The sequence below is a fragment of the Methylosarcina fibrata AML-C10 genome (genome assembly GCF_000372865.1).
Classification (GTDB): domain Bacteria; phylum Pseudomonadota; class Gammaproteobacteria; order Methylococcales; family Methylomonadaceae; genus Methylosarcina; species Methylosarcina fibrata.
Genome location: NZ_KB889965.1, coordinates 2,368,163 through 2,393,231, shown reverse-complemented (window position 1 = coordinate 2,393,231; position 25,069 = coordinate 2,368,163). Strand labels below are relative to the sequence as shown.

The following is a 25,069-nucleotide window of genomic DNA, read 5'->3' as shown; positions in this document are numbered from 1 at the left end:
CTCACTTCAACAGGCTCTTAGGGTTGCAGCCTTGTTTCAGGATGGACTTAGGAACCGGCGTGCGGTCGATGAGAGTGTGGTCCTCTGCTGTCATGTCGAGTTGGTGATGACAATACTTCCGCCAGGCACGTTCGACGGCCTCCTTGTCACTTGGGCTTGAAGGTGTAACAGCTTTGTTGTCGATGCCATGTTTATTTGGCGCTAAGTCTGATCCGTATGACGAAACCGAAATGGGGTTGTCGACCTGCCGGACCACATGCTCAATCGACGCCGCCCGTAACGCCGCGCCACCAATCTCACCACCTTGCCAGGCATGATCCAGACGCCAAGGCAGCTCAAATGAGGCTTTGGGTAACAGCGACGCGATCACAGTCTCGCTCACCTCTGCCGACGGGGCATGATGGGCGCAACCCGTGCTCAACAGTGAGTTAATGAGGAGGAAAGAGGGCAGGAATTTCGATTTCATGGTGGCTCCGGGGTGATTTGAAAAAATCATCACCGTAGAAGCAATCAACCATTGCGATACCGTAAAAGATTGGGCTTTTGGACATCTTTTGTCAGGCATGCCGCCCAGATGTTTGCCACGATGAGCCGTTATGGGAAAAATTAACACTGGCTTCATCAACCGCTTGGGGAACCGTCTGTTGGGCCAACGTCTGGCGTTATCAACCGTTCAGTCGCCAGCGCCCGAAGAGGAGATTCCGCGTTATCCGCCGTTCATGAAAGGGCTGCCGGCGGCGCCGGTCGAGCGCATCCTGTCAAGCCAGGTCGAGCTGATCAAAGCGATCGAACATGCGCTGTCCTTGCCGGACGATCTGTATCAGACCATTGCGGCTCCCGTCATTGCGTGTTATGCAGCCTTCAGCCATCTGTTGCCGGCTTCAGAGTCGCACCATCATCGCGGCGCCGGCGGTCTGTTCCGGCATGGCTTGGAAGTGGCGCATTGGGCAACACAGGCCGCGCAAGGCTGTTTGTTTGCGACCCATGCCACGCCGCGTGAACGCAAAGCGCAAGAGCTGCGTTGGCGCCTGGCGGTGTGTTTTGCGGGTTTGCTGCATGACATCGGTAAACCGGTTTCCGATATCGCGGTCGTTGACAGAGAGGGTAAGCAACTCTGGAATCCCTGTGAAGAAAATCTCACCGACTGGGCATCTCAACATGGCATCGACCGTTATTTTTTGCGCTGGCGGGAAAACCGCCACAAGCGCCATGAACAGTTCTCCGCCCTGGTGATCGAGCGGGTACTCACCCGGGCTTCGAGGACTTATCTGTTGGCGCCAGGCCCCGACATCATGCAGGCGATGCTGGAAGCCATCCACGGCCTGGACCGCGGTGCGAAATTATATGAACTGGTCATGGCGGCGGATCGGAAGAGCGTCGAGCGGGACTTGAAAGCGCATTATCATACCGTCGATTCGGCGATGGGAATGCCGGTTGAAAAATACCTGTTCGATGCCATGCGGCGCTTGATCAAGTCGGGGCACTGGCTCGCCAATGAAAAGGGAGCGCGCATCTGGCGGTTCAAGGAAGGCATTCATATTGTCTGGCGGACCGGCGCTCAGGATATCGTTGACCTGCTCGCCAAGGACAAAGTCCCCGGCATTCCGCGCGATGAAGATACCTTGGCCGATATTTTGATCGAGCGCGGCCTGGCAATTCCGAAGACCTTGCCTGATGGCCGGCATTATCGTTATTGGCGCATGCAGCCTCCGGGATTGGATGTGGTCTTGTACATGCTGCGTCTGGCTTCAACGGAATTGATTTATAGCAATGAGCCGCCGGTTGCCATCGAAGGGATCGAAGTCGAGGAAGACCTCCAGTCAGCCGTTAAAGCCGAGTCGGAACAAGCCAAACCAGGAGGGACAGAAGAGGCTCAACCGAGTGCACCGATGGCAACATCTTTGGGAGCTGATGGCTCGATGGCCACGTCGGCCATGGGAATCAATCAAGAGCAGAATGACACGCTTGCCAGCAACCCGGGAATTGCGACGGCGCCTGATCAGCGGGTCCTTCCGGAATACCAAGATCAGTTGAATAAGGATGAAATGAGTGACACGCCGTTAAACCCGACTGCCAGAGTGGAATCGATAAACGCTGATACAGCTATTTCTAAACCAGCCTTACAGCCCATAGAAAAGGCCGGGATATCGAAAAAAATTAAACGTCCAAACATCTCACTCACTCCCGAGGCAAGCAACGTAGGAACAGTCACCCCTCTGTTTAAAGTCGACAGTGTCGATGCAGCTAGAAATTGGCTACATGCCCACGGTTTGGCTGGAGAATGGCTCATTCAACTGGCTGACGAAATAAACTCGGGAAATTTACAGTGGAGCGTCGCTCTGTTGGAGGCTCAGGGAAAATGGTTATTGCCGTTTCCGGACACGGCGCAAAAACTCCATGTCGAGCAAAACCTTTTTATCAAGACCCTGGAAGAGAAAGGTTGGCTGGTGACCGATGTTCTTTCTCCCATGCGTAAGGTACAGGTGATCAATCAGGTTCGGGGGGTGCTGTTGGCCGAGGAACCCAGCGGCATTCTGAAACAGCTCATTCAGGTACCCGGCTCGCCAGCCGTTGCAACGGAACAAGCCCCGAAAATTGCTGAACGAACACCTGTTAAGGACAAAAAGATAAAACCTTTGCCGATCAAGCCTGAAAAGTCAGGGGAGCAGCTTGACCTCAACAAAGCCTCGATTGCTGATAATCCGGTGCCTGCAGAAATCCGGCCGTCCAGAGTGCTTCCCGTAAAACCGGCGCAAACCAAACCCGAGACATATTCCCAATCCAAACCGCAATCTGCGACTGAGCCATTCATTACCCAAAAGCCATCGAAGCAAAAGTCCGCTGTCGATACCGTTTCGACCCAGTCTTCCGCGACGAAGGGGGCTCACAGCACGCCATCGGGTAGTCAAGCAGTCATGGCCTTGATCGACCAATTGCGACAATCCAGGCCGGTTTCAAATGCGAGTCCTGCAGACAAAGATTGGTGCATTGTTGAGGAGTCTGACATCGTTCAGTGTCTGCAACAGCATCCCGGACTCAAGCGCAGCACTTTGTTACGCGAGATGGCCAGCCACCCGGATTTCCGAAACGATGACGGTGGCTTCAAAGTCAGAGTCGGTCCATGAAGTCCGATTACGATTATCAGTTTCCCTGGCGGCCTCTCTTCGAAGTCATTGCGATTGCGGGATGGCTCGGCGGTGCCATCATGGCCTTTGGGGTCAACCGCTGGTCGGGTTTGCCGCATGAGCCTTTCGACTGGCTGATGGGGGTGTGCGGCCTCATGATATTGTGGAGATTGCCGCCCGCGATGAGTCTCTGGGTTCGCAAAAGACGCCTTCGACAATTCCGGTTTCAGTATCTGGACGCCGACAAGCTCAAGCGATTCGTGAAACGTCATCCGGAAGAGTTATGGTTCGGCTGGGGTTTTGATTGGGCGCAAAGCCATGCTCAGTTGGCTTACGAAATTCTCAAACGCGATGTGTCCACGCTCATTCCGACCGATCATCAACGCATGGGCTCCGCCTGGATTCATGGGCTTGAAATTTCGGAAAGCGATGTCCGGCAGCCACTTCAACATACGGCCGGCCATACCTTGATCGTCGGCACCACCGGCGCCGGCAAGACGCGGGCGTTTGATTTGCTGGTGACGCAGGCGGTGCTGCGTGGCGAAGCGGTGATCATCATCGATCCCAAAGGCGACAAGGACCTGATGGCATCGGCCAAGCGGGCCTGTCAACTGGCACAGCGCCCCGATCGCTTTGTCTATTTTCATCCGGCCTTCCCGGAGGACAGCGTGCGCCTGGATCCCTTGCACAATTTCAACCGTCCTTCGGAAATTGCCAGCCGCATTACCGCCATTTCCCCGGGCGAGACGACCACGGATCCCTTCAAGGCATTCGGCCAGAAGTCACTGGATAACGTGATCCAAGGCCTTCTGGTGATTGAGGAAAGGCCGACTTTAGCCAAGCTGCGCCGTTATTTGGAAGGCGGTCCTTCCACCTTGGTCATTCAAGCGTTGGAACGCTATTACGACACCTGTCTAGGCGATTGGCGGCGGGAGGCCAGACCCTATTTGAAAGCGGCCAAGGACATCGACTCCAAAGCCGCCGGTCTGGTGCGCTTTTATCGGGAGGTTGTACAACAGCAAGCGGCCAATCTGGATCTGGAAGGCTTGTTGTCGTTATTCGAACACGACCGCACCCATTTCAGCAAGATGGTGGCTTCCTTGATTCCGATCATGAATATGCTGACATCGGGCCCTTTGGGACCTCTGCTGTCGCCCAATCCGAATGATGTGGATGATCTTCGCCCCATTACCAATACCGGACATATCATCGAAAAGGCCCAAGTGGCGTATATCGGTCTGGATTCGTTATCGGATGGGTTGGTCGGCAGCGCCATCGGCTCGATTCTGCTGGCCGATCTTGCCGCCGTTGCGGGCGATCGCTACAACTATGGCGTCTCGGAAAGACCGGTGAATGTGTTTGTCGACGAAGCCGCCGAAGTCATCAACGATCCCTTCATTCAAGTCTTGAACAAAGGCCGCGGCGCCAAGATACGGCTGTTCATTGCCACCCAGACTTTTGCCGACTTTGCAGCGCGTACGGGCTCCCAGGATAAAGCCCGGCAGGTCCTCGGCAACGTCAATAATCTGATCGCCCTGCGCATCATGGATAGCGAAACCCAGCAGTACATTACCGACAACCTGCCCAAAACCCGGCTGAAATACATCATGCGCACCCAGGGTGTGGCTACCAGCGCGACCAATCCCACGGTATTTTCCGGCAATGTCGGTGAACGATTAATGGAAGAGGAGGGTGATTTGTTTGCGCCGCAATTGTTGGGGCAACTCCCTGACCTGCATTACATCGCCAAATTGTCGGGCGGGCGGATCGTTAAAGGTCGACTGCCGGTGCTGCGTTCAACTCTTGTTACCGGCAAGGATTGAACGTGCAGCGTAATCTACTGCTCAGTTTGATGATCTGGCTATTGGAAATCATTCTGGTGGCCTGCCTTGTCTCGGATCGTTGGACACGGGAGATTCAAACGGCCGAGGATCACATGCTGATCGCCTATATCGGCGTCGAGAAAGAGGCGGAAATCCGCCGGACCAGCCAACAGTGGTTTGATCGGCTCTTCGTAAATACCGGAATCCGGGAGAGCGTCTACCACTACTTCATTCCGACCGAACGCGAACGGCAACTATCGAAAGGCTTTGAAGATGTCGGCCGCCGGGATTTCTTTCCTTTTATCCAAAGCCGGCTGGATGTGCTTTGGGAGACGGTGTACCAGATGATCCAGAGGTTGATCATGGCGTGGGTATGGTGGCCGCTCTTGACAGTCACCCTCATGCCCTTTGCGATCGATGGTCTGATTCGGCGAAAAATCAGCCAGACCAATTTCGATTATCCCAGTCCCATGGCGCACCGCTACAGTCTTTATCTGATGCTGGGTATTGTCTATCTGTTGTTCATGGGGCTAACGCTGCCGTTTCCGGTGCCACCGCAAACAGTCCCGGTCGGCATCTTTATCGTGGCGGCTGCCTTGAATGTATTTCTGGCCAATACCCAGAAGCGGGTTTAACGGATTTTTTTCATATCATCTCAAATGCTTTTTTTTCATCCGGAAATCTTGAATTTCACTGCAACGTTCTTCAACGAGGCAGATGAGTTAAAAAAATACTTTCTATAGCTCATAAGTATGCTTATTATGAGTGATAAGAGGAGGGGATATCACTCATGATGTGGAACTGGCAACAACCTGACTGGCCTGATTTTAGCTACGACCCATCCCGGATTGAGGAAAGCGAAAAGCGTTTACTGCTGGGCGCCGGCCTAAGGTTCGGCGCTTTCAAACATCTTGATGAAGATGACCAGCGGCAATTAACCGTCGAGTTGATCAGCAATGAAGCGCTGAAAACCTCCGAGATCGAAGGAGAATACCTTAACCGAGATAGCCTTCAGTCCTCCATTCGCCGCCAATTCGGATTGATGTCCGATCATCGCAAAGTCTCCCCGGCCGAACAAGGGATCGCGGAATTGATGGTGTCGTTGTATCGAGGGTTTGAAGCGCCTCTGTCCCACACCATGCTATTCGAATGGCACCAAATGCTGGCGAATGGTCGCCGTGACCTGCATGACATCGGTCGGTACCGGACTCACCCGGAGCCGATGCAAATCGTATCCGGCGCCGTCTATGCGCCAAAAGTGCATTTTGAAGCCCCGCCATCCTCTGAAATGATGCCGGAGATGGATCGGTTTATTGCCTGGTTTAATGATACAGCACCCGAGGGAAAAAGCCCGCTGCCGGCTTTAGTGCGCGCCGGCAAGGCCCATCTCTATTTTGTCAGCATCCACCCTTTTGAAGATGGCAATGGCCGGATCGGACGGGCGCTTGCCGAAAAAGCGCTGGCTCAAAGTTTGGGTCAACCGACCCTGATTGCACTTGCCACCACCATCGAACGCAACAAAAAGACCTACTACGAAGCCCTTGAGCGCGCCAATCGACACAACGAAATTACCGGTTGGCTGATCTATTTCGCGGACTTGGTGATTGCCGCCCAAGCCTATACCCAAAGCTGGATCGAGTTTTTGATCAAAAAAACCAAATTATATGATCGGCTAAGGGGGCAATTGAATTCACGTCAGGAAAAAGCGTTGGCCAGGATGTTCCGAGAAGGACCGGAAGGCTTCACGGGCGGGCTCAGTGCCCAAAAATACATTCACATCACGGGGGCAACCCGAGCCACCGCGACACGAGACTTGCAGGACTTAGTCGGCAAGGGAGCGTTGTCAAGGACGGGGGAAAGGAAGCATACTCGTTATCATCTCAATCTTGACGCCATCTTTTAAATTTTCAAACTGCCTGATGAATTCGCAATCCCCATAGACCTTAGCAATCATTAAAACTGCCCGAAAGCAGCCGATGCAATTATCATCAGTAAGGTATGTTGATCGGCGCTGACCGGCCAAAAGTGGCCTTTGGAAAATATAAAAATAAATTTTCTAATAATTCGATTAATTTAAAACTTGAAAACCAGGGAGATATAGATTTAATGATTAATTGGCTCTAATGTATGTAAATAACTTGAAAGTCTAATTTCATAAATTAATATACATAAACTAATGTTGTAACACCGCAAGTCGAAGATGGCAAGAAAACCCCAATACCCTAAAAACAATCTGAAGCAAAACAAGTGGGGCGGCAGCGCCGCAGCTGGTGGCATGAACTTTCAAGCATGTGTGACAGCAATTGTTGCTGTCCATGTCGCACGAGGAACTCCTCTAGGGTGGCTTAATGGTATAGTAGCAGATGTACCTGTAACTTTTAAAACGGAAACAGGAGGATCTGGTGATGACATGTGTCTTCAGCTCAATGATGGTTCTGTCACAGAAATTCAAGTTAAAAAAGGACTAACAGCCGGCAAAAACCTCTGGGATACATTGCTGAGCCTTGCATCCGCTATTGATTCAGGCGCAATTTCATATGGCGTATTAGTGGTTTCACCAGACAGTAGTGGCACAATCCGTAATGAACTTGCTATGGACATCATTCGAATGGGACAGGGTCGTACTGACGATCTAAAATCCTTGAGCCAGAAATTTAAATTACAACTCTTTGAAAAGTCGTTCGATGTTGAAAAAATCACAGCAAGATTACGTATTGTCACGGTACATGCTTTAGAAACTGACGCGGCTTCAATCCAAGCAGCTCATGCCGAACTTGGGCACCTATGTGAGAACGTGCAGAATGCATGGGATCATCTATACAGAGATTCACACTGGCTTATTGAATTACGAGGACAAAGATCAGCTAGATCAGTGTTGCAACTCCTCCAAAGTGCCGGCATTTCCTTACGGTATGATAATTCTACTGCACCACTAATCGTGCTTCACAAATTATCTAATTGGGTAGTTGAAGCAAATGCCGCATTCTCAATTTTCGGAATTGATAAGTCTTTGCCACTTGAAACCGCATGGATAGAGATGAAAGCTCTCGTTCAGGTGGACGGGCTTAACGAAGCAAATAATTTGGAGGAAGCTCTTAAACGTTACCATTCTTGGAACTCTCGATCAGTCCCTACAAATGTCAAACAAATTGATTCAATAACATTAGGACAATTCGTAAGACGTGGTGTAGTTATAGCAGGTCCCGGCATGGGTAAGACTACTCTGCTGAAACGATTGGGAATCTTCTATGCAAAAAGCGGGCATCCCGTGCTACAGGTCCGACTACGCGATATTGCCGCACGCATGAGGAGTAGTGGAATAGGATTTGCGGACTGTGTTCTCGAACTCGGTTTGGATGGTTCTGGCATACACATGAAAGACCTGAGCCTCGTCAGCAAGGAGAGCGTGGTACTTCTATGTGATGGACTTGATGAATGTGGAAACGCACAAATTGATGTTGTTCAAGGACTTCTACGCTTTGCATCCGGATATCCACAATGCAGAATCCTCGTAACGACAAGGCCAATTGGATATGATTCCAGTCTTCTTAGGGCATGGAGACATTACGAACTAGTTCCATTGGAGTCATCCAAAACCAAACAACATATATCCAAGCTTTTGGCCGGCATTTTCGATGAAAGATCATCAGAGCTCACCAAAGCACTTACTTTTGCAGAAGGACAGCTTAAACTCAGTCACGTTGAAACCGTGGCAACGAAAAGTCCGATGCTGCTGGGATTTCTAGTCGCACTTTCTTTGAAGAGCAAGTCAGTAGGCGCAACTCGAACGCAGCTTTATAAGCGGTTATTCGAACTGATCGAAGAGGCTCCTAGCCAACGGCACGAAGATGGAGAGGTGGGGAGTGTCGTGATGATGCGATTTCTTGAGATGTTGGGGTGGCACCTACTAGTAAATCCCCATGAATCTTTGGAGCAAATACTTGAACGATGCGCAAAGAATATAGCGGCCGAATTACATGAACCAATACTTAAAGCCAAAGCGATTTGCGAACAGTGCGCAAGTCGATGGCAAGACCTTGGCATGCTTGAGCGAGTTCGTTTCCAAACTGATGAGGCGATTACTTTTGTACACAAGACTTTTAGCGAGTACGCTGCAGCAAAGCATCTCGTACATCTTGAGCCAAAAATGCAAAATAATGTACTTAGTACGTATTCTAAGAATGCATCCTGGAATGAAACTATCAAGTTTTCTTGCTCAATGGGTCTAGCAGAAAGTGCAGTTGATGCTGTAATAACTACTATCCCTCAAGGAAAACTAGATACTAAAGCTGTTAACCAAGCAGTAGAATTTCTCAACGATTGCGATGTTAAAGTTAGTAGCTCAGTGATCGAAAGGTTAATCGATACTGCATGGGAGTGCGTTTTGTCCCCACGTCGTTGGGATGCTCTTCAAGCGGGTTTTTCGCTATTCAAAATCGCCTCAAAATACCCGGAGGAAGTCTGCGCTCGCGCAAAAAATGCGCTTTCGCATCAGCAACCTTGGACTAGACTCTCTGCTTGGGCTTGTGTTACTGCGGCTGGCTCGCAGTATTTCGATTATCAAGCAATGCTCGATATGTTGAAGGTATTGCCTAGTGACGACTACCGTTTTAGGAGATTGCACGAAGGAAGGCTTTTGCTCAATGACCCAAGACCTAAGATTATTGAGGGCTTTATTTTATCGGCAACAAAAGCTATTTTGACACGTGATGCAGACCCCATCGGTTTAGCTGTTTTGGATGCGATTCTAATTCAAAATATAGGACATACAATAGGTTTTAGAATTGAGATAGCGGCGCTTTTGAAACCCTATGGCAAACTATTACCGAGAGACTATTCATTAGACTGGAAAATGCCTTGGCTTACGCCAGACTTGAAAGAAAGTTGGCAAGATCACCACATTAGTCTTCTTAATGCATTGGATGATCCTACGGTAATCGTAAATATTGACGAGCCAATTGACGACAATAGTCTATTGATGCACATGAGCGGCTTTATGGACGCCTCATCCTATTGGGAAATTTCTGCCGGAGACATTTGGAAGTGGAATTTTGGAATAGAAGCCGAAGCAATCAAGGCAGTTTTACATGCTATTGCAACAGTATCGGGCGTGGAGAGAGATCAATTAATCCGCGATGTTCGTATTTTGAAAGCTAGGCTCGAAAAACAGGTTGACGATGATCTTTTGTTCTACGACAGCCTGGTTCATGTCGATACTCAACCTAATTGGGAACTTGCAAGCCAACTCCCTATATCACTCGAAAACTTAGAAATCACGTTATTTCAACAGTCTGATTGGCTCATTGTATTGGCGACGAACCTATTACAACAGAAAGCAACTAAAGATCAGATCCTTCCAATTATTAGAAGACTTTTGGAGAAAGGTAAGGCTAATACGCTTTTAGCCGCTGCACATTTAATGTCTCATATAGATGTCGCTGATGCTCTTTTACTGATTCGTAACCGACTGTTGGATACTATGTCTGACGGTTGTGAGGCCCTTTTTGAAAAATTGGGCGAATTAGATAATGTCATGGAAGACAAGGATATTCTTCAATATATCGAGAATGGTCTTCTGTGCATGAATCCCAAAGTAGCCATTTCAGCAACGGAACTTGCCTCTAAGGTTGCGGTTTCAGGGACAACGGACATTACAACTTTAATACGCAAAGCTTATTGCCATTGGCAAGTTCATGAAGAACCTTATCCCGTTTCAGGTGGTGTAATACCAGATAGTCCCCGCTCTTTGCTCGCAAAAGCTATGTTACTAGCCGATGTTGTGGATGATACCGAACTTATTTCTATGGCCTCAGATTCGCGATCGGATGTAAAAGATGTCAGTAAAGAGTCATTGAATGAGCGCTTGAATGAATCTGAATCGTTGCGGGATTTATTTCTTTCTGAAATATTAAATGGGAAGTTAGAATTGGATTTGCTGTCTAATGCATTAAAAAAGAAGACACAATTTTCGCCGAATCAATGTGTTTTGATACGTACCCTGCTACAACACGATAACCCAATGTTTAGATACGCAGCGATTCCAATCCTTGCCGAGCCCTATTCAACTGTTGCAGAGATAAAACAACATTTGCAGATACTGTCACAAGATTCAGAAGCAGATATCCGAGAAATTGCTCGTGAATTATCAGCACAATAGTTAGTTCATCTCATAATGTGCTCATATCCAAGTTTGTTTGGCCAATTTGAATTCGATAAAGAATATCAGCGAACTTCCGCTTCGGGTCGGTCTGATCTATTGATTTTTCTTCAATTTTATATTCGTGGATGACTGCTTTACGGTTTGCTCTATTTTTTCAAATTGAAAAACGCTAAGCAAAGCTCTAAATAAAAACGTATCGTTTTATCAATCCACCGCCCGATCTCGGATCGGATTGTCTTGTTCCCACGCCACAAAAAATAGCACGATTCCCAACAAAAAATCCTCGGTAACGAGATTTATTGTGGCCGATAAGGGCTTTCAAATCACCAAAATAGTGATCATCCCTCCCGGAGATCATTATGGAACCCGTTGCCATTCCTAAAACCATCGACGATCCGATTCACCTTTTGCTGTGGAGCGCCGATGAAATCGTGCCGTTCATGGTGTGCATGCTCACCGGCATGCTGATCGATCAATTCATTCCGGCCCTGGCCATTGGCGCCATCGCCGTCAAATTCTACCGGCGCTTTCGCGACAACCGCCCGGACGGTTATACCTTGCATGCGATCTATTGGCTGGGTTTGCTGCCCAGCAAAGCGATCACCATTCCCAATCCCTTCATCCGGCGGTTCTACCCGTGAGGCTTTCGGATTTTCTTCGGACCTGGGAAGGGCACGAGACAGAGAACCGTTTCAGCCGCATCATCATCCTGGGTTTGCTGACGGTGTGCGTGATTACCTCGCTGGCCGCCTGGCGTACCGAACGCAGTATTATTCTGGTGCCGCCGACCTTAACGAAAGAAGTCGAAGTGACCCGAACCGCCGCCTCCAGCGAATTCAAGGAGTCCTGGGGCCTGTTTCTGGCCGAGCTGTTGGGCAATACCACGCCGGCCAATGCCGATTTCCTGAAAATCGCCATCGAGCCGTTGTTGGCGCCCGAGATCTACCGCACCGTGCTGGATGCGATGACCGATCAGATCAAGGCGATCAAAATGGACCGGGTCGCGATCAGCTTCACGCCCCGGCATGTCGATTATGAAGCCGAGACCAACAAGGTCTTTGTCAGCGGCGAACTCAAAAGCCAGGGTCCCAGTTCCAAGCCGGACATCAAGCCACGCACCTACGAATTCATCATTGCCATCAAAAACTACCGGCCCCGCCTGGAGTTCATCGATGTCTATCCCGAAGACCCCAGAACGCTGGAACGCCTGAAAGCCGCGCAATTGCCACCGAGAGCTGCAACGCCATGAAAAGTGCCTGTCGTCCACTCGCATTATTGCTGATCATCAGCCTGCCGATATCCGCCGAGGAATTACCGGCTAACGGATTGACCGCACCTCCGCCTAAAGACAATCAGGCGGCGGAAACCGCGCCCTTGAAAGATGTGTCAAGTATGGCAACTGATCAGCCTCCGCTGCAAGTCGAATTGCCGCCCGTCGATGCCAGTGTCCTGAATCCGCCCCCTCAACAGGCGGCTACTTCCGTCGCGCCGCAAACCCTTCAGGTTAAGCCCGGCATCAACGAGCTGATGCCGATTGCGGTTGGCCATTTGAACCGGCTGGTGACGCCCTTCGACAACCCGGTGGTGACCACGACCAGTCAGGCGACCACCAGCACTAAGGGCAAGATCGTCTATGTCGCGACCACCGATGAAACGCCGGTGACCTTGTACATCACCCCCGGCGACAATCAGGATATCGCGCTCTCGTTGACGCTGATTCCCAAACGGATACCCGCCCGTGAAATCCATCTCAGCCTGGATCAGGAGACGTATAAACGGCTGACGCAATGGCAACAGCGAACCAAAGATTCGTCCGATAAACCCGCAAACCAGGAACAGGACTACATCACGACCCTGAAGCAGTTGTTCCGCGATCTGGGATTACAAAAAACGCCCGCCGGGTTTTCATTGCGCGATCCCAGCCAGACCGAACAAATCCATTGTCATCAAGACCGAGTCCGGATTCGCACTGGCCAGCTTTTGGAAGGTCCAGAGCTGCTGATATTCGTGGGTGTCGCACACAACACCGGCGTCATCCCGATCGAATTCGATGAACGCGCCTGCGCTTCCACCCAGGACGAAGTCCTGGCCGTGGCCGCCTGGCCGAAAGTGGTGCTCGGACCCGATGAATCAACCGAACTTTATGTCGCGGTCAGACGAAAAGACGAGGCTGCCATCACGGTCAGACCGTCCTTGCTGAACGGGAGGATGCCTTGATGGCCGGTATCGACCACTGGTGGTCGGCGCTGAGCCCGACTGCCAAACGGAATGTCGTCGTGGGTAGCATCGGTACCGTGTTGATCGCGACGATCATCGGCTTGGCCTCGGTGTCTCCGGAAGTCGTCAAACCATCCAGCAAGCAGGCTACGATCCAGCACATTCTCACCGATAGCGATCCCCGCTCGTTAGGTATCGACGGCATTTCCGCCCAGTTACGCGACCTGCTGCAGAAAAATGAAGAGCAGGGCCGCCGTCTGGGGGCGATTGAAGAGCAGCAAAAACGCCAGCAACAATCCGATGAGATGCGCTTCAAGCAATGGACCCTGGCCGAGCGGGAGGCCTATGACGCCAAGTTGAAAGCCGTCTCCGGTGAACTGGAAGCGCTCAGGAACAAACCGGCAGCGCCTGGGGCTTTGCTTCCGGATACCGGCCCGACAGCGGGTACCGTATTACCCCTGTCCAATTCGCCCGAGCGGCGATCGAACGTCACCCGCACCACGCCCGATCCCAATGATCTGACCCGTGTTTTCGAACAAGCCGCCGGAGCCGGCTCGAATCCGGGCAATCCCGGCATATCGGGAGGGCGTGCGTCTTCCAATACCCAACCGCAGGCGGCCTTGCAGATTCGCGTGATCAAGGATGACAAGGCGTCACCAAGGGGACCGGAAGGGAAAACCTCATCTGAGCCATCCGCCAGGCACAGCGAAGTCTTTATCCCGGCCGGCAGTATTCTGACCGGCGTCTTGTTGAACGGACTGGATGCACCCACCGGTAAAAAGGCCAAGAAGGAGCCGATGCCGGTGCTTTTTCGGATCAAAAAGGAAGCCATTTTGCCCAATCGCTTCCATGCGGATTTGCGCGAATGCTTTCTGTTGGCCGCTGGCTTTGGCGACTTGAGCGCCGAGCGCGCTTATTTTCGCGGCGAGACGTTTTCCTGCGTGCGTCAGGACGGCGGCGTGATTGAAGTGCCGATGAACGCCTATGCGACCGGCGAGGATGGCAAGAATGGCGTCAGAGGCCGTGTCGTCTCCAAACAAGGCGCCCTGCTGGCGCAGTCGATGATAGCCGGCTTTCTGCGCGGCTTTTCCGATGCCTTCGGCCGTAACCAGGTGCCGGTGCTGATGACCGGCGGTCTGGGGAGTCTGGCCGGTACGACGCCGTTTCAAAGCGCTTTTTCTTCCCAGTCCATGGAAGGCGGGGCGCTGAAAGGGGCCGGTTATGCGATGGAGCGCCTCTCGCACTTTTACATGGATATGGCCGAAGAGATTTACCCGGTGATCGAAGTCGATGCCACCCGGCAGGTCAATTTCATCGTGCAAAAAGGCACCGCGCTCAAATTGAAAACCCCGGCCTGATGCAAAAGATGGGTATTTTCGCCATTTATTGTCCGTGTTTGCTTGGCGGTAGCCAGTAAGCTGTTGCCATCATTTCAATCCCTAACGATCGCTACTATGAATTGTCTTAGCCGATTCGCTCTTCTGTCATTGCTTTGCACAGGCGCTGCCGCGATGGCAGCCGATGCGCCGAAGATTTCACCTGCCGATATCGCCGCCGGCTTGATGTCGGTCAAAATCGACGGCATGCAGGATTTGCCGATCACCGGGCTCAAAATGGTCAAGACCGGCGGGCAGATCGTGTTCATGTCGAGTAATGGCCGCTTTGCGCTGTACGGCGGCAAATTGCTCGATGTCTGGACCCAGCAGGAAATCAAGGATCTTCCCGATATTGACCGGATCGCCAGACGGATTGATCTGTCACGGATGAAGCTCAATATCGACGATTTGGGTTCTGTCACCGTCGGTCGCGGCAAAGATTCAGTGCTGATCTTCATCGATCCGCGCTGTCCGTATTGCGGCAAGGTCATGAAAGACCTGCAAGCCTTGCAGGACCGCTATACCTTCAAACTGGTGATGGTGCCGATCCTGGGCCAGGAATCGCAAAACATCGTCGTGCAACTGGCCTGTCAGCAAGCCTCCAAAGATCAAAAAGATCGGGACAGCGTCCGCCAGCGCCTCCTGAAACAGGATTATGCCGGTCTTCCAACCGATAATCCTGCGTCTTGTAACAAGGAGCCGCTGCAACGGGCGATCGTGACCGCCAAGCTGTTTGGCCTGCCCGGCGTGCCGTTTCTGATCGCTCCGGACGGCCGCACGCACAGCGGTGCGCCCGAATCGCTGGCCGACTGGCTGGAAAACAAACCTGCTGTCGTCCAAGCCCCAGCCAAGACCGACAAGACGGAGAAAAAGCCGTGAGCCTTCGCGTATTCATTCGGCTGGTTCTCCTGGGGCTGACCGTCTTTTTCAGTACCGGCTGTGCCACGCAATACGGCTGCAAGGGCATGCCGGACGACCCCCAGTGTCTGTCCACCACCGAAGCCTATCAGGTGACCGACAAAGCCTTGCTGGAGCCGCCCAAACCCCAAACCCCCAAAAGTGAGGCAGTTAAAGCAGAGGCAATCGCCCCTTCCCCGCGCCATGCTCGGCAACCTGTCCCCAAAATCGAGGATCCCACGCCGATCCGAACGCCGGCTCAGGTCATGCGCATCTGGATTGCGCCCTGGGAAGACAGTGACGGCGACCTGATGGTCTCGGGCTATGTGTATACCGAACTGGAACCCCGCCGTTGGATGATCGGTAAAAGCGCGCCGACGGTCAGCCCGTCGCTGGTCCCGCTGCAAATCGACCAGCGTCCTCCGGAAAGACCGCTGGATCGGGATCAGGCCGGCAGCGAGATCGAAGGCATGCCGCCAGGCCCCTCCAAGGCGCCGAACATGCCTTGAACATCCTTCCGCCAATCCTTGCCGGGATGGGCGAGAAGCCGCGGGCAACCGCTTGGGCGAGCCGGACATTGGGTCCGAGACAGGACGGGCAACCGTCTGTTCATTTTCCCATGAGGTCGTTTTTTATGAGATTGTCACGTCAAACGGGCGCGTCGGTGGTCCTGGCATCCCTCTTGCTCGTCATGTTGGCGCCCGATGCGCTGGCCGGAGCCGGTGGCACCGAGTTCAACAATGTCTGGACGTTGCTTACCGGCTGGGTGGAAGGGCTGCTGGGCCGCATTATCGCCATCGTATTTGTGATCGTGGGCCTGGTTGCCGGCGTCGTGCGCGGCAGCATCATGGGTTTCGTATTGGGTATCGCCAGTGGCGTCGGCTTGTTCGCCGCCCCGACGATCATTACCAATATCGTCACCGCCACGCTGTGAGTGCGACATGAACGAGATCACCGGAAGCCATTCCCATTCCGAGACGGCGGCGGGCAACTGTCGAATTTCAACTCGGGGTTCCAATGGGGTGCGTGTGCATGTCGTGGCGAGCGATGGGCGGGTGCTCAATTCCTGTCATCCGGCGCGCGCCCGCGAACTCATCCGCAAAGGACGCGCCCTGCGACTCAGTCGCCATCCTTACACGATACGCTTGTTAGGGACGGCACCGCAGGAGGCTGAAGCCCAATCCATGCGGCAGGCAGGCTCATGAAGCCCTCTCGCATTCATCCTGCCGACTCCCTGTTTTCGGCTTTGGCGTATGACCCCGATCACCAGCTTTTTCTGCTGGCGGATGCGAGCATCGGTTTCGGTTTTATTTGCCGGCCGCTGACCGGCGCCGATCCGAGCGTTTCGGCGAGGGTCAATGTATTGCTGAACCAAGACTGGCCCACCGAGACCCTGCTGCAGGTCAGTCTCTGGACATCGCCGGACATTGAAGAATCGTTGGCCATCATGCAGACCCGTCGCCTCAAACAGCAAAAGACGATCTATAAAGCGATGACACAAGCCAGTATCGATTTTTTGCGGCAGGGCACCGGTAAAGCGCCGGAAACGGTTTCTGGCGCACGCCTGCGCCGCAGCCAGGTGATCGTGACCGTCAAGCTGCCCATCGTTAATCCGAGGCCCAGCGAGAATGAATTAGTGAGGGCCGCGGAATTGCAGCGGGCGACCCAACAATCCTTGACCACCATCGGGCTCAATCCTGACGTGCTCGACGCGGATCACTATGTGCGGGTACTGAATACGGTCCTCAATTGGAATGATGATGCCGGCTGGAAAGACCGCGTCGTTCCCGAATGCGACCCGACGCAACTGATCCGCGATCAGCTGCTGGATTACGACAATGCGCTGGAGACCGACGAGAAGGGCGTCTGGCTGGGCACCAAGCGGGTCAAAACCCTCTCCGCCAAGCGCACGCCCGATCATTTTTATTTCGGCAGCGCCAAAAGCTATCTCGGCGACATTCTGTCTGGCACGCGCGGCATTCGCCAGAATGCGCTCATCAGCCTGACCCTGCATTACCCGGATGCCGAATCCACCCGCGCCCGCCAGGAAGGCGTCAGGCAGTTCATCACCAATCAGGTCAATACGCCGATCGCCCGTTTCCTGCCGGCGCTGATCCAGCGCAAGCATAATTTCGATGTGCTGTTCGATGCCTATGGCGACGGCGACCGGCCGATCCGGAGCTATTTCGGTCTGGTGTTGTTCTGCGATGACGGCGAGGAATCCGCGGCGATTTCCAATGCCCGCGTGTATTTCCGGGAACTGGGTTTTCAGCTTCTGGAAGACAAGTATTTTTGTCTGCCGTTCTTTCTCAATTGCCTGCCGTTCGGGGCCGAACGGGCGGCGATACCCGATCTCAAACGCTACCGCACCCTGGCCACCCGGCATGCGATTCCGTTGCTGCCGCTGTTCGGCGATTGGGCCGGTACCGGCACGCCGACATTGAATTTTGTCTCGCGCAATGGCGAACACATGGCAGTGTCATTGTTCGATACCACCGGCAACTACAATCTCTGCATCGCCGCCGAATCCGGCAAGGGCAAATCGTTTCTGACCAACGAAATCATCGTCAGCTACCTGACCGAAGGCGCGCAAATCTGGACGATCGATGTCGGCCGCTCCTATGAAAATCTCTGCGAAGTGCTGGAAGGCGATTTCGTCAAATTTACCCACGGCTCGGGGATTTGCATGAATCCCTTCGAAATCGTGCAGAACTTCGAAGAAGAAGCCGACATGCTGGCAGGGCTCGTCAGTCAAATGGCCGCGCCCACGGAAAAGCTCAGCGATTTTCAAACGGCCGGTTTGAAGCGCGTTCTGAAAAACCTCTGGACCGAGAAAGCCCAGGCGATGTCGGTCGACGACATTGCGGCCATCCTCTGCCGGGAAGACGACCAGCGCCTCAGAGATGTCGGCGAGCAGTTGTTTCCGTTCACGAGCCGCGGCGAATACGGGCGTTATTTCAACGGACGCAACAACGCCCGCTTCAGCAACGATTTCACGGTGCTGGAACTGGAGGAGCTGAAAGGCCGGAAACACCTGCAACAGGTCGTGTTGCTGCAACTGATCTATCAAATCCAGCAGGAGATGTATCTCGGCGAACGCAACCGTCCCAAGATCGTGATTATCGATGAAGCCTGGGATCTGCTCACCGAGGGCGATGTCGCCAAATTCATGGAGCACGGCTATCGGCGCTTTCGGAAGTACGGCGGGGCCGCGGTCACCATTACCCAGTCGGTCAATGACCTGTACCGCAATGCCGCCGGCCGGGCTATCGTCGAAAACTCGGCGAATATGTACCTTTTGGGTCAGAAAGCCGAAGTCATCGAAGGCATGAAGCAGGACCGACGGCTGCCGCTGTCGGACGGCGGTTACGAATTGCTCAAGACCGTCCATACCTTGCCGGGGGCATATTCCGAAATCTTTTTCTTGACCGAGATGGGTTCGGGAATTGGCCGGCTGATCGTCGATCCTTTCAAACGGCTTTTGTTTTCCACCAAGCCGGAAGATGTGCAGGCGCTGAAACAACTGCGCCGCCAGGGCTTGAGTCTGGACGATGCCATTCAGCAACTGCAAAGCAGCCGGAAAGCCAAAGAGCGGGAGGTCACTCATGGCCGGTAAACAGTGGCTGGGTATCGGCCTCATGGCGTTGGTTTTGGGTCTCATGGGCGGCACGATCGCGGCCACTCAGATGCTGAAAGAACCCTTGCAACGATTGAACCTGATCACGCCGGTTTTTGTGCTGGATCGTGGTCGCTTGATCCAGGCAATTCCGCCGAATGCCACCCCGGAGCAAATGGCTCGCACCGTCGAAGACTGGCAGCGTCTGGCTGCCAAGTTGAGTGACGCCGGCTACCTGGTGCTGGATTCGACAGCCGTGGTCGCGGCACCGGACGATACCTATGTCAGGCCGGAAGGGCAGTGAAGCCATGAGACCAACGTCGATGCTTCGAAATATCCGGCCCAAGGTCCCGCTCGGGCCGTTTCTGCTGAAAGCCTTACCGCTTCTGATTCTGCTGTTGGCCGTGGAGCACTACGTCGGTCAGCAGTTTTTGATCGGCGGCGATGATCAGGTCGACCGCTGTTTGCCCGATAAACGTATTTATCTCATCGATACCTACAACAAGGACATCTGGCGCGGCGATCTTATCGCTTTTCGGGCCGAACGCATGAAACCGTATTTCAAGGACGGCCAAATCATCGTCAAGACGCCACCGGTGTCACCGGTGATCGCGTCCAGGTCGACAGCCGTCAAACCCGAATTAACGGGGCCCTCATCATTGAAGGGCTGCCGCTGGCCGAGAAACTCAGAAAACCGTTGTCCGTCTTCAAACGCGACGAAACTATTCCGGCGGCCGCGTATTGGGTTACAGGTTTAACACCGAAAAGTTTCGATTCGCGTTACTGGGGATACGTCTATGACCACCAGGTGATTGGCCGGGCTTATGCGATTTTTTAAGCACACGCTGCAATCACGTTTGGTGCGCCGGATGACCGGATTCTTCATGTTGGCGATTTTGCTGACGCAGGGTGTCGCGCAGGCTGAAGAGGACTGGCTGGTTCGTTCGCAAACCATTCTCGAGCGTCTGAAAGGACAGCCAAGGCCAGACTGGTTGAACAACAATCCCCATCAATCCGAAGCCAACCTGCAAGCGTTGGAACTCGTCAACGCCTCAAAGTCCAAGGCCTTGGCTGCGATGCCCGATAGACTGGCAGCCAACCCACAAGGCAAACCGGTACGGGTGATGTTTGTCTCGTTCTCGCTGGGGGGCGCGGTGCTCAAGGGCATCTTTGAGGAAGCTTCGGGTCAGGAGGATGTCTTGCTGGTCTTTCGTGGCCCCAAACCCGGGCAGAAATTGCCGGGTTTTTTCGCCGATTTGAAAGCGCTGTTGAAGGACATCGATCCGCTTCCGAATATCGTGATCGACCCCACTCGCTTTCAGAAATGGAAGGTGACTACTGTTCCCGATATCGTCGTCGAGGCGCAGGGCAGGGCGCTGCTTCGGGTCAAGGGCGTGAGCAGTCTCGATTGGGTCAAATCGCGCCAGAATGCCGGACGCCAGGGTGATCTGGGGCGCTTCGGTGAAGTGTATGACATTGCCGAAATCGATCTGCTCGAAGCCATCAAAAGCCGATTGGCTACGCTGGATGGATCGCGAATGAGGCAGCAGGCTATTGCCCGTTTTTGGCAAAAGCGCCCATTCGAAGTGTTGCCTGCGTCTCGGGAAGATCGGGACCTGCTCATTGATCTGACTGTCACCGCGCCGCGTGATCTGGTGGCGCCCAACGGCAATCTGATCATTCGTGCCGGACACACCGTCAATCCCCTGGACCAACTGGCCTTCGGGTTGTGCTTGATCGTCTTCGATGCCACCCAACCAGCCCAGCTCGATACCGTCAGGCAGTTGCCCTGCCGGGACCAGAACGCACGCGTCCTGTATCTCGCGACGCAACTGTCTCGTGAAAATGGTTGGGAAGGCTTAAAAAGTCTGGAAACAATGCTCGATGCGCCGGTGTATTTGTTGACGCCGGATGTGCGTCAGCGTTTTCAGTTGCAACACGTGCCGGCAGTGGTCGAACAGTCCGGCAACCGAATCGTTGTCCGGGAACGCAAAGTCCTTAAACCGGCGGCAGGAGAGCAGTCATGAAATGGCCGGCTCCAGCATGGCTGTTGGGGTTGCTTTTGAGCCTGACGGTCGCCGGCCATGCCGACACGACGAGCAAAACGATGGATCCGCTCTGCGCCGATGCCGAGCTATGGTCCGGCAAACTGATCACCGATATTTGCTGGAGCTGTCTGTTTCCGATTCGTGCGGCCGGTGCGTCGCTCGGGGGCGGCAATGTGCCGAGTATCGCCACCGATCAGAAGTTCTGCTTCTGCACCGATCCCTTGGGGCTGCCGCAATTGGGCATGACCGTCGGGCTATGGAATCCGGCTCGGCTGATCGAAGTGGTCAGAAATCCCTGGTGCTCGCCGGCCTTGGGCGGGCACACGTTCAGCGCCTCGAAAGTGCGTTTGATCGCGACCACCGGCAAGGCCGATTTCGATGCCAGCGAGATGTCGTTTTTCAATTACCACTATTTCGCGTTTCCGCTCACCATTCTGCTCGATCTGTTTTGGGATGATCGGTGTAACGCCGACGGCTACCGGGATTTCGATCTGCTGTATGTCTCCGAGCTCGACCCCACCTGGAACAGCGACCTGTTGGCGTTTTTTACCAGTCCCGAAACGGCGCTGTTTGCCAATCCGGCCGCCATTGCCGCCTGCGTCGCCGATGCGGCCGCCGCCGCGACCGGCAATCCGCTCGATGCCTTGTTCTGGTGTGCCGGCGCCTGGGGGCATATGTATCCCTTGTCCGGGATTTCACCGACCAGCTACGGTACCGATCCGCGCATTTCCAGTTTACTGGCTACCCGGGCGACAGCGGCCTTGCACCGTCGGGGCTTGGCCTGGAAGACTTCGGGAAACGACGCCTTGTGCGGCGGACTGATTTATCCCTTCATCCCGAAATCTCAATACCGGCTCAGCATGTTTTATCCGGTCGCGGAAACCGAATCCAATCACGTGATTGGCGAAACCACCTTCACCTGGGGCGCGGGGCGCACCTTTCCCGGGCCCGGGGAGGATCATCTCTATATCCTTTGGCGCTGGCAGGACTGCTGCGTGGGGCTTTAGATGGGCTTGGGCGCGTTTTTTGATCGTCATCTCCGGTTGACGCGTTCGCTCGCCATGACGCTGAGCGTCACCATGGCCTGGACGCCGTTCGCTGTGACTTGGGCGGATCCCATGCAGGCCGCAGGCAGCGAAGGACAGCAAACCGGACAACAACTTCTGGAGGCCTTTCAGTTTCCCGTGGATGCCGGCGGTGGCACGATGACGCTGAATCCTGGCACGACGCAAGAAAGTACGATCAATATCGGCACCCTGTTTCCGGATGTAAACGATGCTAACAGTGTCACGGCCAACCTCACCAGTCTGTATGGCAATAACCCCGGCACCATTGCCGCAGGTCTCAATGCCCAAACGATCTTGAACGGCGAAAACAGCGCCACCGGCGAAGCCTATCGCACCCTTATCAACAATGCGCACCAATCGCATCCGGACTTACAAAACGATCCGCTCTGGAAGGCTGGCGATCAGGTGTTTGCCGATTTTACGCCGTGGGCAGCGTCGTTCTCGGACTGCACGTCTACCACAACCCAAACCACGACCACGCAGGCGGTTCACATTCCCGACTATCAGCTGTGCTTAAGGCAGCCGACCGTACCGCAAAACTGTACCGCAACCCATGAGGTGAAAGTCGAACCGCTGCTCAGCTATGTCTCGGGAAATGGCGGATTGTCCAGTTGCGGGCCGGGCTGCATTGATTTGTATGTCGGTGTGGTCGGCGATAATTACTGGTCGGCGGGCTGCGCCGTATTCAGCTGGCAGGTCACTTACCAAGTGCTGCATCCCGAGGCGATTATCAGCGCCACTCTGGAGGATGTGGAGTTTGACGATCATGCCCGGGTTTATTACGGCGGCAGCCTGATCTATACCGGTTCCTCCGGCTGGGGGGGCTCTTGTGAACTCAGCAGCAGCTGGGTCGATCATCCCAACAAGGATGTGACTTATGCGTTTAACAGTACCGGCAACAAGGTCTTTCGACAGGACACGATGGTCGGCGGCAATGGCGAAGGTTACTCGCGCATCCGCCTGCGTTACGACTTGTCGAAACTGATGACCCAGGACGAATGGAGCTGGAGCGGACCGAACTGCCAGAATCTGGCCAGCGCCATTACCGATGGGATTTGCCAAGCGGGCAGCCAGCTCAGCTGTACTAACGATCCGGCCAACGCATCCGGATGTTACGTCGATCCGGTATCGCAAGTGATGGTCTGCGAGTCCGATCTGGCCAAGGCGCCGGTGGCCGCTTCCGCAGGCATTCGCAATACCTGCATGAGCATCACCGCGGCGGGACAGTGCGATTTGAACAGCACCGGACAATGCTGGACGGACTCGGCAGGCACGCATTGTCTGTCGCCGCCCGACGCGGGAACTCCGAGCACGACGTGCGCTGATCTGGAGAACCAGGGCTGCGCCTTCATCAAGAGCCAATGCCTGGATACCTTGGCCTCTGGTACCTGCTGGGATAGTGTGGATACCTATGACTGCGGCCAAGAGGCCGGCATTCCCGGCATTCAAAGCAGCACGCAACAGCAATGCTCCGGTCCGATTCGCTGCATGGGTGAAGATTGTATGACCGTGAACCGGACGCAAAGTCAGGATTTTACCAAGGCGCTGGCGCTACTCAATACGGCCCAGCAAATGGCGATGGATTTGAGTTGCGACTATGCCAATGCCGATCTGCAACAAAAAGATCCCAGTTCCTGCGAGGTATTCAAAGGCGAAGAGGCCAGTTGCAAAATGGTCGGTGGCGTGGTGACACTGGTCGATTGTTGTAAAACGCCCGCCGGCAGCATGGGGCTGAGTCAATACATCGATTTGATCCTGGCTACCAGTCAACTGGACAATGCGGTGATGCGCATGGATGCCACCTCCGCGGTGCGAGGCGTTTGGGAAACCATGCGGACGCCCTTTTCCGTGGCAGGGGATGCCTGGAACAGTTTCCAGGCGGATTTTGCCTCGACCGTCAATGATCTGGTCGGCACCGACATGCTGAGCAACACCGATATCGCCTCGCAGGGCTTATTGGATTCATTGAAAGGCGAATTGATGAAAACGGTGGCGGAATGGATCGGCAGCACCTTTGGGGAAGCGGCCGGCAATGCGCTGTTCAGCGCCGGGGGGCAAGTGGCGTTTGATTCGCTGGGTAACCTGACGCCGGCCGCGCAATCGGGCGGCGTTCAATTGGGGGGCGGTGCGGCATTTGCAGGGACGATGTTAAGCACGCTGATGGCCGCCTATACCGCGGTCATGATCGCGATCATGATCATCCAGATTGTCTGGTCGTGCGAGATCCCGGAATACGAACTGGCGGCCAAGAAACAGTTGAAAGTCTGTAAGGACTTGGGCACCTATTGCGACAGTAAAGACCCGATTACCGGGCTCTGTCTGATCCGTAAGGAAAGCTACTGCTGCTACAACACGCCGCTGGCGAGAATCCTGAACGAACAAATCAAACCGCAACTGGGCATGGGCTTTGGTACCGCTGAAGCGCCCGATTGCACCGGCATCAAAGTCGAGGATCTGGACAAGGTCGATTGGGCTCAGGTCAATCTGGACGAATGGCTGGGGCTGCTGGCACAAACCCACCATTTACCCACCGCGGAAAATGCCGCTTCGATGCTCAATCTTGACCAATTGACCGGCACTGGCAGCCGACTCAATCCGCAACGGTATGGTGCTGCCACCGGCAACCGGCAAGATACCTTGACCCGCACCCAAGGCCGCATGACCGAGCTGGATGTACCTGCGGTCAAACGGCAAGCCGAACTGGAAGGCTGGGGCATGGGGCCGCAGTAACCGGCCCCGA

The 25,069-nt window shown here is 54.0% G+C and carries 20 protein-coding genes; 19 read left to right on the top strand and 1 reads right to left on the bottom strand.

The features are described from left to right. Nucleotide 1 precedes the first annotated feature (1 nt). Nucleotides 2–622 (bottom strand): hypothetical protein, encoded by a 621-nt coding sequence (locus A3OW_RS0111205; protein ID WP_232422370.1) that lies wholly within the window; start codon nt 620–622, stop codon nt 2–4. Between A3OW_RS0111205 and mobH the strand changes: the two genes are divergently transcribed. The 19 genes from mobH to traN all read left to right on the top strand — a co-directional run bounded on the left by mobH (nt 597) and on the right by traN (nt 25,059). Beyond that, on the top strand, nt 597–3,125 hold the full coding sequence (gene mobH / locus A3OW_RS0111200) for a MobH family relaxase (RefSeq protein ID WP_020563530.1): 2,529 nt from the start codon (nt 597–599) through the stop codon (nt 3,123–3,125). The two genes, A3OW_RS0111205 and mobH, sit on opposite strands and share 26 nt — an antisense overlap. Then, the gene (traD, locus tag A3OW_RS0111195) at nt 3,122–4,948 is read left to right on the top strand and encodes a conjugative transfer system coupling protein TraD (RefSeq protein WP_020563529.1); all 1,827 of its coding nucleotides are present in this window, start codon (nt 3,122–3,124) and stop codon (nt 4,946–4,948) included. Before mobH ends, traD begins: the two co-directional genes overlap by 4 nt. 2 nt (nt 4,949–4,950) lie before the next feature. Beyond that, nucleotides 4,951–5,583, top strand: a complete 633-nt coding sequence (locus A3OW_RS0111190; protein WP_026223510.1) for a DUF4400 domain-containing protein — start codon at nt 4,951–4,953, stop codon at nt 5,581–5,583. Nucleotides 5,584–5,738: 155 nt separating this feature from the next. Then, nucleotides 5,739–6,851: a Fic family protein gene (locus A3OW_RS0111185; RefSeq protein ID WP_026223509.1), complete on the top strand. Its 1,113-nt coding sequence runs from the start codon at nt 5,739–5,741 to the stop codon at nt 6,849–6,851. 297 nt (nt 6,852–7,148) lie between these two features. Continuing rightward, a complete protein-coding gene (locus A3OW_RS0111175; RefSeq protein ID WP_020563526.1) occupies nt 7,149–11,105 on the top strand; it encodes an NACHT domain-containing protein in 3,957 nt (1,318 codons plus the stop codon). Between the two features lie 362 nt (nt 11,106–11,467). Further along, entirely contained in the window at nt 11,468–11,749 is a 282-nt protein-coding gene (gene traL, locus A3OW_RS0111170; RefSeq protein ID WP_020563525.1) for a type IV conjugative transfer system protein TraL, read from the top strand. Next, nucleotides 11,746–12,357, top strand: a complete 612-nt coding sequence (locus A3OW_RS0111165; protein WP_020563524.1) for a TraE/TraK family type IV conjugative transfer system protein — start codon at nt 11,746–11,748, stop codon at nt 12,355–12,357. Before traL ends, A3OW_RS0111165 begins: the two co-directional genes overlap by 4 nt. After that, nucleotides 12,354–13,325 (top strand): TraK domain-containing protein, encoded by a 972-nt coding sequence (locus A3OW_RS0111160; RefSeq protein ID WP_020563523.1) that lies wholly within the window; start codon nt 12,354–12,356, stop codon nt 13,323–13,325. The genes A3OW_RS0111165 and A3OW_RS0111160 overlap by 4 nt, the downstream gene beginning before the upstream one ends. Further along, nucleotides 13,325–14,683 (top strand): TraB/VirB10 family protein, encoded by a 1,359-nt coding sequence (locus A3OW_RS0111155; RefSeq protein ID WP_020563522.1) that lies wholly within the window; start codon nt 13,325–13,327, stop codon nt 14,681–14,683. Before A3OW_RS0111160 ends, A3OW_RS0111155 begins: the two co-directional genes overlap by 1 nt. Nucleotides 14,684–14,836: 153 nt before the next feature. After that, nucleotides 14,837–15,580, top strand: a complete 744-nt coding sequence (locus tag A3OW_RS0111150; RefSeq protein ID WP_020563521.1) for a DsbC family protein — start codon at nt 14,837–14,839, stop codon at nt 15,578–15,580. Beyond that, entirely contained in the window at nt 15,577–16,107 is a 531-nt protein-coding gene (locus A3OW_RS0111145) for a TraV family lipoprotein (protein ID WP_020563520.1), read from the top strand. Before A3OW_RS0111150 ends, A3OW_RS0111145 begins: the two co-directional genes overlap by 4 nt. 125 nt (nt 16,108–16,232) lie before the next feature. After that, entirely contained in the window at nt 16,233–16,532 is a 300-nt protein-coding gene (traA, locus tag A3OW_RS0111140) for a TraA family conjugative transfer protein (protein ID WP_005369504.1), read from the top strand. 7 nt (nt 16,533–16,539) lie between these two features. After that, nucleotides 16,540–16,803 (top strand): RRXRR domain-containing protein, encoded by a 264-nt coding sequence (locus A3OW_RS27115; RefSeq protein WP_232422368.1) that lies wholly within the window; start codon nt 16,540–16,542, stop codon nt 16,801–16,803. Further along, a complete protein-coding gene (traC, locus tag A3OW_RS24775; RefSeq protein ID WP_020563518.1) occupies nt 16,800–19,214 on the top strand; it encodes a type IV secretion system protein TraC in 2,415 nt (804 codons plus the stop codon). Before A3OW_RS27115 ends, traC begins: the two co-directional genes overlap by 4 nt. Continuing rightward, nucleotides 19,204–19,518 (top strand): hypothetical protein, encoded by a 315-nt coding sequence (locus A3OW_RS0111130; protein ID WP_020563517.1) that lies wholly within the window; start codon nt 19,204–19,206, stop codon nt 19,516–19,518. Before traC ends, A3OW_RS0111130 begins: the two co-directional genes overlap by 11 nt. A gap of 207 nt (nt 19,519–19,725) precedes the next feature. After that, complete coding sequence (locus A3OW_RS28950; protein ID WP_332309824.1) at nt 19,726–20,052, top strand: S26 family signal peptidase; 327 nt, start codon at nt 19,726–19,728, stop codon at nt 20,050–20,052. Further along, nucleotides 20,039–21,241 carry a TrbC family F-type conjugative pilus assembly protein gene (locus A3OW_RS0111120; RefSeq protein WP_020563516.1) on the top strand — a complete coding sequence of 401 codons (1,203 nt, stop codon included), beginning with the start codon at nt 20,039–20,041 and terminating at the stop codon, nt 21,239–21,241. Before A3OW_RS28950 ends, A3OW_RS0111120 begins: the two co-directional genes overlap by 14 nt. After that, nucleotides 21,238–22,269, top strand: coding sequence for a TraU family protein (locus A3OW_RS0111115; protein ID WP_020563515.1), 1,032 nt, complete (start codon nt 21,238–21,240; stop codon nt 22,267–22,269). Before A3OW_RS0111120 ends, A3OW_RS0111115 begins: the two co-directional genes overlap by 4 nt. Continuing rightward, entirely contained in the window at nt 22,270–25,059 is a 2,790-nt protein-coding gene (gene traN / locus A3OW_RS0111110) for a conjugal transfer mating pair stabilization protein TraN (RefSeq protein WP_020563514.1), read from the top strand. It abuts the gene before it with no gap. Nucleotides 25,060–25,069: the final 10 nt, after the last annotated feature.